Raw genomic sequence first — 16,385 nt, forward strand, 5'->3', positions numbered from 1 at the left:
TTCGCGAAGGAGGGCGGCCGGGTCGGCAGCGGCGCCCTCGGCGCGGGGACCGGCGGGGTGGCGCGATGTGCGCGCTGACGTACGCGCACCGCACGCGCGCCCAGAGCACCCGCGAGACCGCCGTGTCACGCCCGCCGCATCTGTTCCGCCGAAGACCTGCCGACCTCCCGGCCACGCCGCCTCGTCACCGAGGGACGTGAGCACGGGCCGACGAGAGGAACACCTCCCGTGCCAGCCACCCGCTCCACCCAGCGCCGCCGACGTACCATCGCCGCCGTAGCGGCCCTGCCCCTCCTCGCCGTGGTACTCGGTGCCTGTGGCTACGGCTCCGAGGGCGAGAAGGACGAGAAGGTCGCCCCCGCCGCCGAGGGCGAGAAGATAGGCGGCCTCGACGAGGTGAAGATCGGCTACTTCGCCAACATCACGCACGCCACCGCGCTGGTCGGGCTCCAGGAGGGCCTGATCCAGAAGGAGTTGGGCGGCACCAAGATCAAGCCGCAGGTCTTCAACGCCGGCCCCTCGGAGATCGAGGCGCTCAACGCGGGCGCGATCGACATCGGCTGGATCGGTCCCTCCCCCTCGATCAACGGCTTCACGAAGTCGAAGGGCCAGAACCTCCGGATCATCTCGGGCTCGGCCTCCGGCGGCGTCTCGCTCGTCGTCAACCCGAAGAAGATCAAGTCCCTCGACGACCTCAAGGGCAAGCGCATCGCGACGCCGCAGCTCGGCAACACGCAGGACGTGGCGCTGCTCAACTACCTGTCGGAAAAGGGCCTGAAGGTCGACACCAACACCGGTAAGGGCGACGTCACCGTCATCCGCCAGGACAACAAGCAGATCCCCGCGTCCTTCGAGGCCGGTTCGCTGGACGGCGCGTGGGTGCCCGAGCCGACCGCGTCGAAGCTGGTCGCGGGCGGCGGTTCGGTGCTGCTGGACGAGAAGAAGCTGTGGAAGGACGGCAAGTTCGTCATCACGAACGTGATCGTCTCCCAGAAGTTCCTCAAGGAGCACCCGGACGTCGTCGAGGCGGTGCTGCGCGGCTCGGTGAAGACGAACGCCTGGATCAACGAGAACCCGGACGACGCGAAGGCGGCGGCCAACGCCAAGCTCAAGGCGGACTCGGGGGCGGCGCTGCCGCCCGAGGTGATCGACCCGGCGTGGAAGAACGTCGACATCACCGACGACCCGCTGGCCTCCACGCTGAGCGTGTCCTCCGAGCACGCGGTGAAGGCGGGCCTCCTCGAAGACCCGCTGCTCGACGGCATCTACGACCTGTCGCTGCTCAACAAGGTGCTGAAGGCGGACGGCAAGCCCGCGATCGACGACGCCGGTCTCGGCGCCAAGTAGCCGAGCGGCCGACCCTCGTCCGACCCGTCCCGCAACCGGATCGCCCCCAGGAGGTGTGACTCATGGCCACCGCACTCGTCAAGCCGGCCGCAACGGTCGACACACAGCCGTACGCCACCCGTCTCGACCATGTGTCCAAGTCGTTCGGCCGGCCCGGCGGCCGTCAGCTCGTGCTGGACGACGTCAGCATCGATGTGGCGCCCGGCGAGTTCGTGACCCTGCTGGGGGCGTCCGGCTGCGGAAAATCCACCCTGCTCAACCTGGTCGCCGGGCTCGACCTGCCGTCGGCGGGGTCCATCGACGTCCCCGGCGGCCGGCCCGCGCTGATGTTCCAGGAGCACGCGCTGTTCCCGTGGCTGACCGCGGGCAAGAACATCGAACTCGCCCTGAAGATGCGGGGCATGCCCAAGTCCGAGCGGCGCGGCGAGGCCGAGCGGCTGCTTGAGCTGGTACGGCTCAATGGCGCGTACGGCAAGCGGGTGCACGAGCTGTCCGGCGGTATGCGCCAGCGGGTCGCGCTGTCCCGCGCGCTGGCGCAGGACAGCCAACTGCTGCTGATGGACGAGCCGTTCGCCGCGCTCGACGCCATCACCCGGGATGTGCTCCACGAGGAGCTGACCCGGATCTGGGCCGAGACGAACGTGTCGGTCCTGTTCGTCACGCACAACGTCCGCGAGGCGGTGCGGCTCGCGCAGCGCGTGGTGCTGATGTCGTCCAGGCCGGGGCGGATCGCGCGGGAGTGGCGTATCGACATCCCGCAGCCGCGCCGGATCGAGGACGCCGCGGTGGCCGACCTGTCCGTGGAGATCACCGAAGAACTGCGGGGGGAGATCCGCCGACATGGCCAGCACTGAGACCGGGGTTTCCGGAGCCTCCGGGGCGCCGGAAGCCTCCGACGCCGCCGGGCCTTCCGGGGGCAACGCGTCCGACCCGAAGTCGTCGAAGAGTCAGCCGAAGGGCCGGAAGGTGTCCAAGGAGGACCTGGCGGGCCTGGAGGCCGGCCTGGACGCCCTGGAGACCAGGACCGCCGAGCGGGTGTCGCTGGGCAGCGTCCTGCTCTCCAAGATCGTCCCGCCGCTCGTGGCGGTCGTCCTGGTGATCACGGTCTGGCAGCTCGCCGCCACCTCCGACCTCAAGCCCGACTACGTACTGCCGGGGCCGCTCGACGTCTGGCGCTCCATCGAGAAGATGTGGCTGGACGGCACGCTGCTCGGCTACATCTGGACCAGTGTCTCGCGGGGCGCGCTGGGATTCGCCGTCTCCGTCGCCATCGGTACCCCGCTGGGGCTGCTGGTCGCACGGGTCAAGGTGGTACGGGCCGCGATCGGACCCATCCTGTCCGGCCTCCAGTCCCTGCCGTCCGTGGCCTGGGTCCCCGCGGCGATCATCTGGTTCGGCCTGACCGACGCCACCATCTACGCGGTGGTGCTGCTGGGCGCCGTACCGTCCATCGCCAACGGTCTGGTGGCGGGTGTCGACCAGATCCCGCCGCTGTATCTGCGGGCCGGCCGGACCATCGGCGCCACCGGCGTCAACGGCATCAGGCACGTCCTGCTGCCCGCGGCGCTGCCCGGCTATCTGGCAGGCTTGAAGCAGGGCTGGGCGTTCTCCTGGCGTTCGCTGATGGCCGCCGAGCTGATCGCCAGCTCGCCCGACCTCGGTACGGGACTCGGCCAGCTCATGGAGAACTTCCGCACCTACAGCGACATGTCCGGTGTGCTGGCCACGATCATCCTCATCCTGATCGTCGGCATCGGCATCGACCTGCTGTTCTTCTCGCCCCTGGAGCGCCGCGTCCTGCGCAGCCGCGGTCTCCTGGTCAGGAGCTGATCCCATGTTCCGTACGCCCGCCGGACCGGCGCCCGGCCGACCGGTGCTCGTCGTCGTCGCGCACGGCAGCCGAGACCCCCGGCACGCCGCGACCGTGCACGCGCTGCTGCGCCGGGTGCGCGCGCTGCGGCCGGGGCTGCGGGTCGAGGCGGGCTTCCTGGACTTCAACACCCCGTCGGTCCCGCGCGTGCTGGAGCGGCTGGACGCCGAGGGCGTACGGGACGCGGTGGCGCTCCCGCTGCTGCTTACCCGCGCCTTCCACGCCAAGTCCGACATCCCGGCCGTGCTGCACGAGGCGCGGGTCCGGCTGCCCCGGCTCTCCGTGCGGCAGGCCGATGTACTCGGCCCGTCGTCGCTGCTGACGGAGGCGCTGGAGCGCCGGCTGTACGAGGCCGGGCTCCGGCCCGGCGACAAGGGCTCGACCGGGGTCGTGCTGGCCTCGGCGGGCTCCTCCGACCCGGAGGCGATCGCGGTGATCGCTCATGTCGCGCGGGAGTGGCGGCGCACCGGCTGGTGTGCCGTGCGGCCCGCGTTCGCCTCCGCCTCACTGCCGCGCACCGAGGACGCGGTGCGCGAGTTGCGGGCGGATGGCGTACGGCGGGTGGCCGTGGCCCCGTACGTGATCGCCCCCGGCCGCCTGCCCGACCGCATCGCGCGGGGCGCGCACGCTTCGGGGGCGGACGTACTGGCCGATGTGCTGGGCCCGGCGCCGGAGTTGGCGCGGCTGCTGGTACGGCGGTACGAGGCGGCGAGGGCCGTCAGGGAGGTCGCCGCGCTGTCGGCCTGACGGCTCGGGCGCTCCGGCCTCCGGGCGGGCTCAGCCGAAGTCGAGGCCGCCGGTGCGGGTGCGCTTCAGCTCGAAGAAGTCGGGGTGGTTGGCGAGCACCCGGAAGCTGTCGAAGAACCGCCCGGCCTCCTCGCCGCGCGGGATCGCCCGCAGGACCGGGCCGAACCAGACCGTTCCGTCCACATGGATCGTCGGCGTGCCGACGTACGCCTCGGCGACCGGGTCCTTGCCCGCGTCGTGGCTGCGGCGTACGGCGTCGTCGTACGCCGGGTCGTGGGCCGCGTCGGCGAGGTCGGCGGGCAGCCCCAGCTCGGCCAGCGCCTCGGCGACGACCGCGTCGAAGTCCTTGTTCTTCCGCTCGTGGATCCGGGTGCCGAGCGCGGTGTAGAGGTCGCGCAGGATGCCGTCACCGCGCTGCTGGGCGGCGGCCACGGCGACCCGGACGGGCCCGATGGAGCGGTCCACCAGATCGCGGTACCAGCCGGGCAGTTCGTTGCCGGCGTTGTGCAGGTAGAGGCTCATCACATGGAAGCGCAGATCGAGCGGACGCTCCCGTTCGACCTCCAGCATCCAGCGCGAGGCGATCCACGCGAAGGGGCAGGCGGGATCGAAGTAGAAGTCGACGGTGGTGCGGTGTTCCTGATCGTTCATACCACCGAGGCTAGCCGGACGGTGGCCCCGCCCTGCGGGCCATTCGTACGGCGATCGGGTGGGCCACTTCGGCGCGGCGCGGCGGCCTGTGAGCGCTGTCCTCAATCGCCGGACGGGCCGGGTGTGGCCGTCCACCCCGGGTCGCGGCCGCTCGCCGCGAGTGCCCGGTCGAACGTCCCGGCCGTCGCGGGGAGCGGCACGGGATCGGCGAAGCCGTCGTACTTCCGGTACATCTCCGCGTACTCGTCGACGACGCCGAGCACGAACGCGGCGGTCTCCTCGGAGATGCGGAACTCCTGTCCGGTGGCCCGCGCCAACTCCCAGCCGTGCAGCGCCATTTCAAGGGTCATGAGGGTGCCGACGGAGACCGCCGGAGTCGCTCCGGGGCCCTCGCCGATCTCGCCCTCCCACACGGCAGGATCGGCCCAGGCGGCGACCGCGCGGTCGAGTGCGACCCGGTACCGCTCGGGCCAGTCGGCGTCGGACGTGAAGTCGCGCGCGGTGAGTGTTCCGGGCATCTCGGTGCGCCGGGCCCGGTGTTCGAGCCCGTGCGAGGTGTAAAGCACCAGGTGGTTGGCCAGGGTCCGGACGTCCCAGTCCGCGCTGGGGGTGCGGTCCGGGAGCCGGCCGGCGGGCACGTGGTCCGCGATCCGGGCCGCCTCGGCGGCGCACTCCCGCATCGCGGGGTACACGGTGTCGACCGGGCCGCTCGTGTCCCCGCTCGTACCGCCGCCGGTGTCACTGCTTGTGTCGCTGTTCATGGAGCCCACGGTAGGAACGCCACCGGTCACCGGTCTTGAAGAAAGGCGACAGGTCGCAAGTCGGTCACCCGGGTCTCCCGCTGGACGCGGGCCACGCCGAGATCAAGCCGTCCCCGGAGCCCTGGCTGGACGGCCACGAGCTGATCCACGCGCCGGCCCCGGCCGTCCAGGGCCGGGGGCTCGGCCGTGAACTGGCCGTGGCGCTCACCGCGTACGGGCACGACACCCTCGGTCTTGCCGAGGTCCACGCCACCGTCGACGCGGGGAACGCGCCCTCGCTGTCACTGCTCGCCCGGCTCGGATACACACGTGTGCGGGACATTCCGGAGAACGGCGGCGGCACCACGAGCCATCTCACGCACCGGCGTCGATGATCCTCAGCAGTTCGCCGACGGGCAGGGAGCCGGCCGGCCTGCGCTCGCGGGCGAAGGTGTTGGCGACGCGCTGAAGGGTCTCGTTGATCGGCGTCGGCACGCCGTGCGACCGCCCCAGCAGGGCTATCTCGCCGTTGAGGTAGTCCGACTCGATCGTGCCGGTGCCCCGGCTGAGACTCTGCCAGGACGAGCCGCCGCCACCCTCCGGTACGGAGTACGGGTCGAAGCTCATCCGGCTCCGGACCTTTTCCTGCTCCTCGGCGCTCACGTACTCGACACCCGCGGCGGCCAGTACGACGCGGCCCTCGGCGAGCGTGCGGGCGGCGAGGTCACGGGCCTCGTCGCCGAGGATGCGGCCGGTGACCGCCTCCACCGCGTTGGCGAGGTTGGCGATCAGCTTGCCGTACTTCCAGCGCATCGCGTCCGGTACGACCGGGGCCAGGATCCGGGACTTCTCCAGGTCGGTGGCGATCCGGACGGCGGTCTCGTCGGTGCCGGACGGGTAGCGGCCGAGGTGCAGGGTGCCGGTGTACGGGGTGCCCCCGGCGGAGACGACGCCCGGCTCGACATGGGTGGCGGGCAGCCAGACGCACATGGCGTACACGTGCCGGAAGCGGCGCAGGGCGAGCCGTTCGCTCTCCACCCCGTTCTGCGCGCAGACCAGCGGAAGCATGCCTCCGGCGGTCCCGCCGCCGGCGACCGGCCGCGCGGCCCAGGCGTCCAGGGCCGCCGTGCTGTCCTGGGTCTTCACCGACAGCAGCAGGACGTCGTCCGGGCGCAGGTCCAGCTCGTCGGGCCGTTCGACGACGGGCAGCCGGTGCACGCGGGTGCCGTCGGGGGTTGTCAGTCGCAGACCGTGATCGCGCAGAGCCCGGTGGTGCGCGCCGCGAGCGACGAGGACGACGTCGTGGCCCGACTCGGCGAGCCGGCCGCCGATACTGCCGCCGACGGCGCCCGCCCCGATGATGATGTAGCGCATCCCGACTCCGTTCCGTTCGACCGCGGGTTCGATTCGTGCCGAGCATAGATCCCGCCCGGCAGGGCGCTCCGGCTGGTCGGCCCGCGCTGCCCACAGGGCAGGATCCGCTGGTCGCTGTACCGTGAAAACATGCCGTCCGTCGACGCGCAGAGGCGCGAGTCAGAGGAGCTGTGGCGGGGGCCGTGGGCCGTCGTGGCCCTGGCGGTCGTCATCCTTGCACTGGTCCTGGCCGCGGATGTGCTCGGCGGGTACAGGATCCGGCTGGGCGGCATCATGCTGGCCCTGCCCGCTCTGGCGGCGGTGTTCACCGGCCCCTGGGCGGTGGCGGTGATCTCCGGGGCGATGATGCCCGCCTATGTCGTGACCCTCGCCGAGAACCATCGCCTGACCTGGGAGGACGCGCCGGTCGCCATCGCGACGGGCGTGGTCATCAGCGCGGCGGCGGTGGGCGCGGCCGCGGTGCGGGAGAGACGGGCGCGCCAGCTCGCACAGTCACGCCGGGTGACCGCCCAGACGCAGCAGACGCTGCTGCGTCCGCTGCCACCCCGGCTGGGCCCGATGGAGATCTCGTCGTCGTATCTGGCGTCCGACGCGGAGTCCACGATCGGCGGCGACCTGTACGCCTGCGCGATGGTCGACGGGCGTCCGCGGGTGATCGTGGGGGACGTCCAGGGCAAGGGTCTGTCCACCCTGGAAGTGGTGCTGTTCATGCTGAACGCCTTCCGCCGGGCCGCCTGGCAAGGTGTCGCCCTGCCCGATCTGCCGGGCTTCCTCGACGACGCGGTGCGCCGCGAACTGTCACTCGCCAGGGACATGGCACACGAGAGTGGCGACTTCACGCAGGAACCCGAGATGGGGCGCCGGATGCGCGAGTCCTTCGTGACCGCCGTCGTGGCCGAGATCGTCGGGGACGGCGAAGAGGTGAGGATGGTCAACTGCGGCCACCCGGCGCCGCTGCTTCTGCACGAGGGGACGGCGCGGGAACTGGCCTCCCCGAAACCCGCGCTGCCGATCGGACTTCTCGGTCTCGGCACCGACCCCGTGCACGTCGAGAGTCACCGTATGGAACCGGGCGACACCCTGCTGCTCTACACCGACGGCCTCGTCGAGGCCCGGAACGCGGCCGGCGAGTTCTACCCGCTCGCCGAACGCGTCGGCCACTGGGCCACCCGCCCCCCGGCCGCGCTGCTCGACGCCATCCAGAGCGACCTGCGGCGGCACGCCCTCCTCGACGACGACATCGCCATGGTCACCCTCCGGCGGTCCACCGCCCGGCAGACCGACTGAGCCCCGCCGCGCCGCCGCCCGATCGCCGGTCCGGTGGCGCCCGCGTGCTGCCCGGTCCGTCCGACAGGGCGAACACCGGCAGACGTGGCGCCAGTTGGTGTCCTAGGATTCCCGCATGGCTGTCATGTCGCGCCTTTCGCCGCGCCGCTGTTGTTGTCGCTGACGCCTGTCTTTCCGCGTTTCTCGCACCGTTCTTTCGCTTTCTCCCGCGTTCTCGCGCCGTTCCCGGCCGTTCCTGTCCGGTCTCCCCGTCCTCCCCTCCTCCGAGGAGTCTTGCGATGACCCCTGCTCGCCGTTCCGTGCTGAAGCTGCTCGCCGCCGCCCCGGTGGCCGCTCAGGTCTCCACGGCCACGCCCGCCCTGGCCGCTCCGAGGGCCGCGCCCGCCCCGAGCGCCGCCCCCGGCATCGTCAAGCCGCTGCCGCCCGAGCTGTTCACCGTTCGCGGCACCAACGCCGAGGCCAACTTCGCCGCCCTGCGCGACACCGGCCCGCACACCCCCGTGGAGCGCTTCTTCGTCCGCAACCACACCGCGACCCCCGTGCTGGACGCGGCTTCCTGGAGCCTGACGGTGTGGGGCAGTGGTCTGCGCGGCGGCCCGGTCCGCTTCACGTACGACCAGCTGCGCCGGCTTCCATCCGTCACCCGTGACGTGGCCGTCGAGTGCGCGGGCAACGGCCGCAGCTTCTACACCTCCCAGCAGGGCGACGCCGCCTCCGGCACGGCCTGGACGCTCGGCGCGATCGGCGTCGCGCGCTGGCGCGGCGTGCGCCTCTCCGACGTGCTGCGGCGCGCCGGGGTCGGCGCGCACGCGGTCGACGTGATGCCCCGGGGACTCGACGCCGAGTACGTCACCGAGGGCGTGAACCTGGGCCGGGTGCGCCGCCCGCTGCCGGTGGCGAAGGCGCTGGACGACGTGATCCTCGCGTACGAGATGAACGGCGAGCCGCTGCCGTACGACCACGGATATCCGGTCCGGGTCGTCGTGCCGTCCTGGGTGGGGATCGCCTCCATCAAGTGGCTCGGCGACATCGAGGTGAGCGCCGAGCCGCTGAGCTCGCCGTGGAACACGGACTTCTACCGGCTGTTCGGCCCGTCCTATCCGCCCGGGGGCAGTGCTCCGCTCACTCGGCAGACCATCAAGTCCGGCTTCGAGCTCGCGCCGGACACCGTGCTGGCCGCCGGGCGCACCCACCGGCTCACCGGCCGCGCGTGGTCGGCCCACGCGCCGGTGCGCCACGTCGAGTTCAGCACCGACGGCGGGGGCAGCTGGCAGCGGGCGCAGCTGCGGGACACGCCCCGCCGTAACAACTGGGTGCGCTGGTACGCGCCTTGGCGACCGCACACGACCGGGCAGACGCACCTCCTGGCGCGCGCCACGGACACGGCGGGCAACACCCAGCCCGAGCACTCGGTGCCGAACACGCAGGGGTATCTCTTCGACGCGGTGATCAGGGTTCCTGTCACGGTGGGCTGACCCCTTTGTCGCAGGTTCATGTCGGGCGTATAGCGGCGGTACGAAGCCCTTGTTGCCGTATCGCATATTCGGACCGGGCCCCTTGCCCATGGCTTGGAACCGCCGCTAGCTTCGCGGGCATGTCCATGTCCCAGCGGCTGAGCAAACGACGCGCCGTCGATCTGATGCGCGTCGCCACCGCCCTCTGTAGCTGACCGCACCGCCCCATTCCGCGACGCCCCCAGCAATTCAGAGAACCGGGAACACACATGTCCAGAGCACTCCGTGCTGCCCTGCTCGCCACCGTCCTGATCAGCTCGGCCGTGCTCACCGGCTGCGCCGACAACACCGCCACCACCACCGCGTCCTCGAAGGATCTCTCCGACGTCGAGATCCCGAAGACGGTCGATCCGGACACCCAGATCACGATCGGCAGTCCGGAGATCCAGGTGGCGCTCAAGCTGTCCGGACAGATCGACAAGCTCCCCTTCAAGGTGAAGTGGGCGAATCTCAGCGGCGGTCCGCAGTGCTCCGAGGCCTTCCGTGCCAATTCCCTGGACGTGTGCTCGGCGGCCGAGATCCCGTCGATCCACGCCCACTGGACCGGGCTCGACACCAAGCTGGTGGCCGCGGCGTTCCGCACCGACCCCGTCAAGAACCCGATATACGAGCTCGGCATCGCGCCGGGCGCCGACATCGACAGCCTCGCGGACCTGCGGGGCAAGAAGATCGCGTACAGCCCCGGGCAGGCGCAGGGCGCGCTCGTGCTGCGCATCCTCGCCAAGGCCGGGCTCGCCAAGAGCGATGTGGAACTGGTCGAGCTGCCGAGCACCGGTGACGTCTACCCCACCGCGCTCGGCGGCGGGCAGGTCGACGCCGCGCCGCTGGGCGGGGTCAACATCAAGCGCTATCCGGCGAAGTACGGCAAGGACGGCGGCAAGACGATCCCGCACGGGCTGCGGGACGACCCGGGGCACCTCTGGGTGCCGACAGCGTCGGTGAGTGACCCTCAGAAGGCCGCAGCCATCAGGGAGTTCGTCACGTACTGGGCCAAGGCGAGGGTCTGGATCGACACGCACCCCGAGGAGTGGATCGAGGGTTACTACGTGAAGGACCAGGGGCTGTCGCGCGAGGACGGCGAGTATCTGGTCAAGGCCGGCGGTCACCCCGCGATCCCGGACGACTGGACGGAGGCCATCGCCGATCAGCAGAAGACGGTGGACCTGCTGGCGAAGGAGACGGACCAGAAGCCGTTCGACTCGGAGATCCTCTTCGACCGGCGCTACGAGAAGGTCGGCGCCGAAGCGGTCGCGGGCACCGGAGCCGACACCGGAGCCAAGACGGGAGCCGGATCATGAGCACCGAAGCGGCCGAAGAAGTCACGCTCACCAAGGCCGAGTTGACGGACAGCGGCCCGAAGGGCACCGCGGAGACCGGAACGGCGTCCGCCTCGCGGACCGCGGAATCCGTCCGGACGGAAGCCTCCCCCGCCCGGCGGCTCGGGCCGCGCCGCCGGCTCGGTCTCGGGCGCCCCGTCCCTTACGGCTGGGCGCTGGGCCCCCTGCTGCTGCTCGCCGTCTGGGCGGCGGGCTCCGCGACCGGCCTCATCGACGCCCGTAACCTCTCGGCGCCGTGGACCGTGGTCACGACGGCGGGCGATCTGATCGAGAACGGCCGGCTCCAGTCCAACCTGGCCACCTCCGCCCAACGCGCCGCGCTCGGGCTGCTGTTCGGTGTCGTGGGAGGTCTGCTGCTGGCGCTCGTCTCGGGGCTCAGCCGGATCGCCGAAGGGGTGATCGACGGCCCCGTGCAGATCAAGCGGGCCATCCCGTCCCTCGCCCTGATCCCGCTGCTGATCCTGTGGTTCGGCATCGGCGAGTCCATGAAGGTCATCACGATCGCCCTGGGCGTCTTCGTGCCCGTCTACATCCACACGCACAACGGACTGCGCACCATCGACAACCGCTATGTGGAGCTGGCCGAGACGGTACGGCTGAGCCGTACGGCCTTCCTGCGCCATGTCGTCCTGCCCGGCGCGCTGCCCGGATTCCTGCTGGGCATGCGGTTCGCCGTGACCGGTGCCTGGCTGGCCCTGGTCGTGGTCGAGCAGGTCAACGCCACCAGCGGTATCGGTTACATGATGGAGCTGGCGAGGACGTACGGGCAGACCGACGTCATCATCGTCGGCCTGGTCGTGTACGGGCTCCTGGGCCTGCTCTCGGACGCGCTGGTACGTCTCGTCGAACGGAGGACGCTGTCATGGCGACGCACACTGGCGGGCTGACCGCCGAACACCCGGCCGACACCGGCCCCGGCACCGTACAGATCACGAATCTGGTCCGCTCCTTCGGCGACCGGAACGTCCTCGACGGCCTCGATCTCAGCGTGGGCGCCGGGGAGTTCGTCGCGCTGCTCGGCCGCAGCGGCTCCGGCAAGAGCACACTCCTGCGCGCGCTCGCCGGTCTCGACCACGACGTGACGGGCTCCGGCGAACTCAGCTCCCCCGAGCCGGTCTCCGTCGTGTTCCAGGACGCGCGTCTGCTGCCCTGGAAGCGTGTGCTCGACAATGTCGTCCTCGGTCTCGACGGCCCCGACGCGGTCGGGCGCGGCCGGGCCGCGCTCGCGGAAGTCGGCCTGGCGGGACGGGAGAAGGCATGGCCCGTGGAGCTGTCCGGCGGTGAGCAGCAGCGCGTCTCACTGGCCCGTTCGCTCGTACGCGAGCCCGGACTCCTGCTCGCCGACGAGCCGTTCGGCGCGCTGGACGCGCTGACCCGCATCCGGATGCACGTACTGCTGCGCCGGCTCTGCGCCAAGCACCGGCCGACGGTCCTGCTCGTGACGCACGACGTGGACGAGGCGATCGTCCTCGCCGACCGGGTGGTCGTTCTCGCCGAGGGCCGAATCGGCGCCGACATCCCCGTCGAGCTGCCGGCGCCGCGCGGTCACAGCAGCGCCGAGTACGCGGCGCTGCGCGAGCGGCTGCTGGAGGAACTGGGCGTCGACCTCACGGGCCAGAACGCCTAGGTCCTGTCCGCCGGACAGGACCTAGATCCTGTCCGGCACGTGAGGTCGGTCGGTCACCGTCGTGCCCACTCCTCGGCCAGCAGTTCGTAGCTGCGGACCCGGTCCGCGTGGTCGTGGGTGATCGTGGTGATCAGCAGTTCGTCGGCCCCCGTGGCGTCCCGCAGGACCTCCAACTGGTCCGCGACGCTCGCGGGTGAGCCGACGAACTGCGTCTGTGTCCTGTCCGCGACCAGCTCCCGGTCCGCCGCGCTCCAGCGGTGCGCGCGAGCCTCGTCGGGCGTGGGGAACGGGATCGCGCCCTCGCCGCTGCGGATGCTGCGCACCCACAGGCCGTAGCCGGTGGCCAGTTCACGCGCGGTGGCCTCGTCGTCGGCGACGACGACGTCCGCCGACACGCTGACATACGGGCGGTCCAGCTCGGCGGACGGCTTGAACGCGGCCCGGTACCCCTCGGCCGCCTCCAGCACGGTCGCCGGACTCACGTGGTAATTCGCCGCGAACCGGAGCCCGCTGGCGCCCCCGACCTGCGCACTGATCCCGGCGCTGCTGCCCAGGATCCACACCTGGAGATCGGCGCCCTCCCCCGGCACGATGTGCGCCTCGACACCGTCCTCGGTGGCGTAGGTGCCCGCCAGCAGCGCGAGGATGTCGGCGATCTGCTCGTCGTACGGCTGCGATTCGGCTCCCGGCTGCTGGAGCAGCTTCCGGTGCAGGGCGAAGCGCGGGGAGCGCAGCAGGCCCGCGACGGAGAACTTTGCCGGTATGCGCAGCCCGTTCGATGTGCGGCCGTCTACGACGGGGGTCACGTTCTCCGGCGCCGGCGCGGGCGTCGCCGCTTCCGCCTTGCCGCCGGACCGGCCGAGTCCGAGGTCGAACCGGCCGGGGTGCAGCGCGTCGAGCAGCCCGAACTCCTCCACGGTGGACAGGGCGGTGCGGTGGCCGAGTTGTACGGCTCCGGAGCCGAGCCGGATGGTGGAGGTGGCCGCGGCGGTGAGGGCGAGAACGACCGCCGGGGAGGTGCCCGCGACGCCGGGGTTGAGGTGGTGCTCGGCGAACCAGTGGCGGGTGTAGCCGAACCGTTCGGCCTGCTGGGCCAGGTCGATGCTGTTACGCAGGGCCTGGCCGGGGTCGGATCCGGACGAGACCGGCACGAGGTCCAGGACGGCGAGCGGGGTGCGTACGGGGATGGACACGGTCGTGCTCCTTGTCAGTGGGCGGCGGACTGGGCGACGGGCACGGGTGTGCGGAGCCCGAGGTGGTCGCGCAGCGTGTCGCCCTCGTACTCGGTGCGGAACACGCCCCTTTCCTGGAGCAGCGGCACGACCGTGTCGGCGAACTCGTCCAGTCCGCCGGGTGTCAGATGGGGCGTCAGGATGAATCCGTCGCAGGCGTCGGCCTGTACGAAGTGATCCAGCGCGGCGGCAATCGTCGCCGGGGAGCCGATGAACGTCTGACGCCCCGTCACTTCGATGATCAGGTCCCGGATCGAGAGGTCCTTCTCCTCGGCCAGGGCGCGCCAGCGCGCGGCGGTGGCGAGCGGGTCGCGGTGCATCCGTACGCTCGCCCGGCCCCGGGCGACGGTGTTCTCGCCGGGGAGCGGATCGACGGCGGGCAGCGGCCCGTCGGGGTCGTAGGAGCTGAGGTCGCGGTTCCACAGCTGTTCGAGGAGGCGGATCGCGGTCTGTCCGCTCACCTGCTGGCGCCGGATCACGGCAGCCTTCTCCTTCGCGTCGGCGTCGGTGTCGCCGAGGGCGAAGGTGACGCCGGGCAGGATCTTCAGCTCGTCGTGGGCGCGGCCGTAGCGGGCGAGGCGGCCCTTGACGTCGGCGTAGAAGGCCTGTCCGGACTCGAAGGTGCCGTGCCGGGTGAAGATCGCGTCGGCGGCGGACGCCGCGAACTCCCGTCCCTCGTCGGAGTCGCCCGCCTGGAAGATGACCGGCCGGCCCTGCGGTCCGCGCGGCACGTTGAAGTTGCCGCTGATGTCGAACTGCTTCACGTGGTGGTCGAATCCGCCCGGGTCCGGATGGGCGAGGAAGAGGCCGGACTCCTTGTCGGCGACGATCTCGTCCCCGTGCCAGGAGTCGAACAGCTCCCAGGCCGCCGCGAGGAATTGCTTGGCGCGCTCGTAGCGGTCCTCCTGCGCGAGGTATCCGCCGCGCCGGAAGTTCTGGCCGGTGAACTCGTCCCAGGAGGTGACGACGTTCCACGCGGCCCGCCCCGCCGAGAGATGGTCGAGCGAGGCGAACTGCCGTGCCACTTCGTACGGTTCGTTGAAGGTGGAGTTGACGGTGCCCGCGAGGCCCAGCTTCTCGGTGACCGCGGCCAGCGCGCTGAGGACGGTGAAGGTGTCGGGGCGCCCGACGACGTCCAGGTCGTATATCTCCCCGTTCTGCTCGCGCAGCCGCAGCCCCTCGGCCAGGAAGAGGAAGTCGAACTTGGCACGCTCGGCGGTCCTGGCGAAGTGGATGAAGGAGCTGAAGTCGATCTGGCTGCCGGCGGCCGGATCGCTCCACACGGTGCTGTTGTTGACGCCGGGGAAGTGGGCGGCGAGGTGGATCCGCTTGAGGGGCTTGGCGGGCTTGCTCATGACAGAGGTGTCCTTCGACTCGTACGGGTCAGGGGGTCCGGCGGGCTGCGGCGGGTGCGCTCAGGCCGCGGCGTATCGGCTCGCCGGGCGCGGCAGGCCGAGGAGACCGCGCAGGGTGTCCGCCCGGTAGGCCGTACGGAAGGCGCCGCGTCGGTGCAGTTCGGGCACCAGTGCGCGGGTGATCCGCTCCAGGTCGTGCGGCAGGGCGGCGGGCCGCAGCCGGAAGCCGGTGAGTCCGGCCCGCTGTCCCTCCTGGAGGAGGTCGGCCAGTTCGGCGGGGGTGCCGGTGAAGACGGGGGCGTCACTCGTGTGGGCGGCGCCCGCCCGTTCGTCCAGGCGGGCCCGGCGGTCGGCGGCGGCGCCCGGTTCGTCGTCCAGGTACACGAGCAGATCGCCGAAGATGTGCACGGTGTCGTCGGCGCGGCCCGCCGCCGCTCGCGCGTCGCGGATCCGGGCGACGATCGCGCGGGCGTCGTCGGTGTCGCGCGGGGTGACGAAGCCTATGTCGGCGGAGGTGGCGACCAGTTCGTACGGCACGGTGTCGTGCGCCAGGGCTGCGACCGGCGGCCGGCCCTGCGGCGAACGCGGTGTGATGGAGGGGCCCTTGACGCTGAACTCGGCGCCCTCGAAGTCGATGTAGTGGAGTTTGGCGCGGTCGATGAAGCGGCCGGTGGCCACGTCCCGGATCTCCGCGTCGTCCTCCCAGCTGTCCCAGAGCCGGCTCAGCACCTCGACGTAGTCGCGCGCCTCGGCGAACAGCTTCTCGACGGCGGCGGTCGTGAGCGGCGCGGCGGACGCGGTGGCCCCGGTCGCGGAGGGAGCCCCGGTCGCGGTGGGGGCCGTGGGAGCCGTGCGCCGTCCGACGTGCGCGAACTCGTCGGCGCGGCCGGAGACCCGGACCCGTATCCCGGCCCGTCCCCCGCTCACATGGTCGAGCGTGGCGATCGCCTTCGACAGATGGAACGGCTCGGTGTGCGTGACGATCGCGGTCGGTACGAGCCCGATGTGCCGCGTCCTCGGTGCCACCCGGGCGGCGATCAGTACGGCGTCGAGCCGGCCGCGTATTCGGTCGGTGCGGCCGTCCGGTGCGTCGGGGCGCGAGGACTGGAGGCTGAGGGAGTCCTCGATGGTGACGAAGTCCAGCAGACCGCGCTCGGCCTCGGTCACCAGATCGGTCCAGTACCGGGCGGTGAACAGTTCGGCGGGGCGGGCGGCGGGCTCCCGCCAGGCGGCCGGGTGCCAGCCCGCGCCGTCGAGGGCGACGGCGAGATGGAGGTGCGGAGGGGACAGGGGCATGGAGATAT

The 16,385-nt window shown here is 71.5% G+C and carries 17 protein-coding genes; 11 read left to right on the forward strand and 6 right to left on the reverse strand.

The window, feature by feature from the left end; genetic code table 11:
• Nucleotides 1–228 precede the first annotated feature (228 nt).
• The 4 genes from ACFWHU_RS02860 to ACFWHU_RS02875 all read left to right on the forward strand — a co-directional run bounded on the left by ACFWHU_RS02860 (nt 229) and on the right by ACFWHU_RS02875 (nt 3,964).
• Nucleotides 229–1,347: an ABC transporter substrate-binding protein gene (locus ACFWHU_RS02860; RefSeq protein WP_385800488.1), complete on the forward strand. Its 1,119-nt coding sequence runs from the start codon at nt 229–231 to the stop codon at nt 1,345–1,347.
• Nucleotides 1,348–1,409: 62 nt separating this feature from the next.
• On the forward strand, nt 1,410–2,201 hold the full coding sequence (locus ACFWHU_RS02865; protein WP_385800486.1) for an ABC transporter ATP-binding protein: 792 nt from the start codon (nt 1,410–1,412) through the stop codon (nt 2,199–2,201).
• A complete protein-coding gene (locus tag ACFWHU_RS02870) occupies nt 2,188–3,177 on the forward strand; it encodes an ABC transporter permease (protein WP_387223462.1) in 990 nt (329 codons plus the stop codon). Before ACFWHU_RS02865 ends, ACFWHU_RS02870 begins: the two co-directional genes overlap by 14 nt.
• A 4-nt stretch (nt 3,178–3,181) precedes the next feature.
• Nucleotides 3,182–3,964, forward strand: a complete 783-nt coding sequence (locus ACFWHU_RS02875) for a sirohydrochlorin chelatase (RefSeq protein WP_385800482.1) — start codon at nt 3,182–3,184, stop codon at nt 3,962–3,964.
• A 30-nt stretch (nt 3,965–3,994) separates the two neighbouring features.
• Here the strand turns inward: ACFWHU_RS02875 and ACFWHU_RS02880 are convergent, their stop codons facing one another.
• Together ACFWHU_RS02880 and ACFWHU_RS02885 are read right to left on the reverse strand one after the other, a co-directional pair.
• Nucleotides 3,995–4,615, reverse strand: a complete 621-nt coding sequence (locus tag ACFWHU_RS02880) for a DsbA family protein (RefSeq protein WP_387223464.1) — start codon at nt 4,613–4,615, stop codon at nt 3,995–3,997.
• 101 nt (nt 4,616–4,716) lie between these two features.
• Complete coding sequence (locus tag ACFWHU_RS02885; protein WP_387223968.1) at nt 4,717–5,295, reverse strand: TIGR03086 family metal-binding protein; 579 nt, start codon at nt 5,293–5,295, stop codon at nt 4,717–4,719.
• Between the two features lie 116 nt (nt 5,296–5,411).
• Here ACFWHU_RS02885 and ACFWHU_RS02890 point away from each other — a divergent pair, with 116 nt between their 5' ends.
• Nucleotides 5,412–5,750, forward strand: coding sequence for a GNAT family N-acetyltransferase (locus ACFWHU_RS02890; RefSeq protein WP_387223466.1), 339 nt, complete (start codon nt 5,412–5,414; stop codon nt 5,748–5,750).
• Here ACFWHU_RS02890 and ACFWHU_RS02895 read toward each other — a convergent pair.
• Nucleotides 5,731–6,729 carry a ketopantoate reductase family protein gene (locus ACFWHU_RS02895; protein WP_387223468.1) on the reverse strand — a complete coding sequence of 333 codons (999 nt, stop codon included), beginning with the start codon at nt 6,727–6,729 and terminating at the stop codon, nt 5,731–5,733. The genes ACFWHU_RS02890 and ACFWHU_RS02895 overlap by 20 nt on opposite strands.
• A gap of 129 nt (nt 6,730–6,858) precedes the next feature.
• Between ACFWHU_RS02895 and ACFWHU_RS02900 the strand changes: the two genes are divergently transcribed.
• The 6 genes from ACFWHU_RS02900 to ACFWHU_RS02925 all read left to right on the forward strand — a co-directional run bounded on the left by ACFWHU_RS02900 (nt 6,859) and on the right by ACFWHU_RS02925 (nt 12,494).
• Complete coding sequence (locus ACFWHU_RS02900) at nt 6,859–8,016, forward strand: PP2C family protein-serine/threonine phosphatase (protein ID WP_387223470.1); 1,158 nt, start codon at nt 6,859–6,861, stop codon at nt 8,014–8,016.
• A 278-nt stretch (nt 8,017–8,294) separates the two neighbouring features.
• Nucleotides 8,295–9,491, forward strand: a complete 1,197-nt coding sequence (locus tag ACFWHU_RS02905; RefSeq protein WP_385800471.1) for a sulfite oxidase — start codon at nt 8,295–8,297, stop codon at nt 9,489–9,491.
• 125 nt (nt 9,492–9,616) lie between these two features.
• Nucleotides 9,617–9,685, forward strand: coding sequence for a putative leader peptide (locus ACFWHU_RS02910; RefSeq protein WP_355180696.1), 69 nt, complete (start codon nt 9,617–9,619; stop codon nt 9,683–9,685).
• 54 nt (nt 9,686–9,739) lie between these two features.
• Complete coding sequence (locus ACFWHU_RS02915; protein ID WP_385800469.1) at nt 9,740–10,828, forward strand: ABC transporter substrate-binding protein; 1,089 nt, start codon at nt 9,740–9,742, stop codon at nt 10,826–10,828.
• Complete coding sequence (locus ACFWHU_RS02920) at nt 10,825–11,754, forward strand: ABC transporter permease (protein ID WP_387223473.1); 930 nt, start codon at nt 10,825–10,827, stop codon at nt 11,752–11,754. Before ACFWHU_RS02915 ends, ACFWHU_RS02920 begins: the two co-directional genes overlap by 4 nt.
• Nucleotides 11,730–12,494 (forward strand): ABC transporter ATP-binding protein, encoded by a 765-nt coding sequence (locus ACFWHU_RS02925; RefSeq protein WP_387223475.1) that lies wholly within the window; start codon nt 11,730–11,732, stop codon nt 12,492–12,494. The genes ACFWHU_RS02920 and ACFWHU_RS02925 overlap by 25 nt, the downstream gene beginning before the upstream one ends.
• 53 nt (nt 12,495–12,547) lie before the next feature.
• Here the strand turns inward: ACFWHU_RS02925 and ACFWHU_RS02930 are convergent, their stop codons facing one another.
• Genes ACFWHU_RS02930 through ACFWHU_RS02940 form a run of 3 tightly spaced genes read right to left on the reverse strand, consistent with a single transcriptional unit; the run spans nt 12,548 to nt 16,377 of the window.
• Nucleotides 12,548–13,687 (reverse strand): LLM class flavin-dependent oxidoreductase, encoded by a 1,140-nt coding sequence (locus tag ACFWHU_RS02930; RefSeq protein WP_385800464.1) that lies wholly within the window; start codon nt 13,685–13,687, stop codon nt 12,548–12,550.
• Nucleotides 13,688–13,701: 14 nt separating this feature from the next.
• Nucleotides 13,702–15,081 (reverse strand): NtaA/DmoA family FMN-dependent monooxygenase, encoded by a 1,380-nt coding sequence (locus tag ACFWHU_RS02935; RefSeq protein WP_385800462.1) that lies wholly within the window; start codon nt 15,079–15,081, stop codon nt 13,702–13,704.
• Between the two features lie 60 nt (nt 15,082–15,141).
• Nucleotides 15,142–16,377 (reverse strand): LLM class flavin-dependent oxidoreductase, encoded by a 1,236-nt coding sequence (locus tag ACFWHU_RS02940; protein WP_385800460.1) that lies wholly within the window; start codon nt 16,375–16,377, stop codon nt 15,142–15,144.
• Between the last annotated feature and the right edge of the window lie 8 nt (nt 16,378–16,385).

The organism is Streptomyces sp. NPDC060366 (assembly GCF_042725135.1).
Lineage (GTDB): Bacteria > Actinomycetota > Actinomycetes > Streptomycetales > Streptomycetaceae > Streptomyces.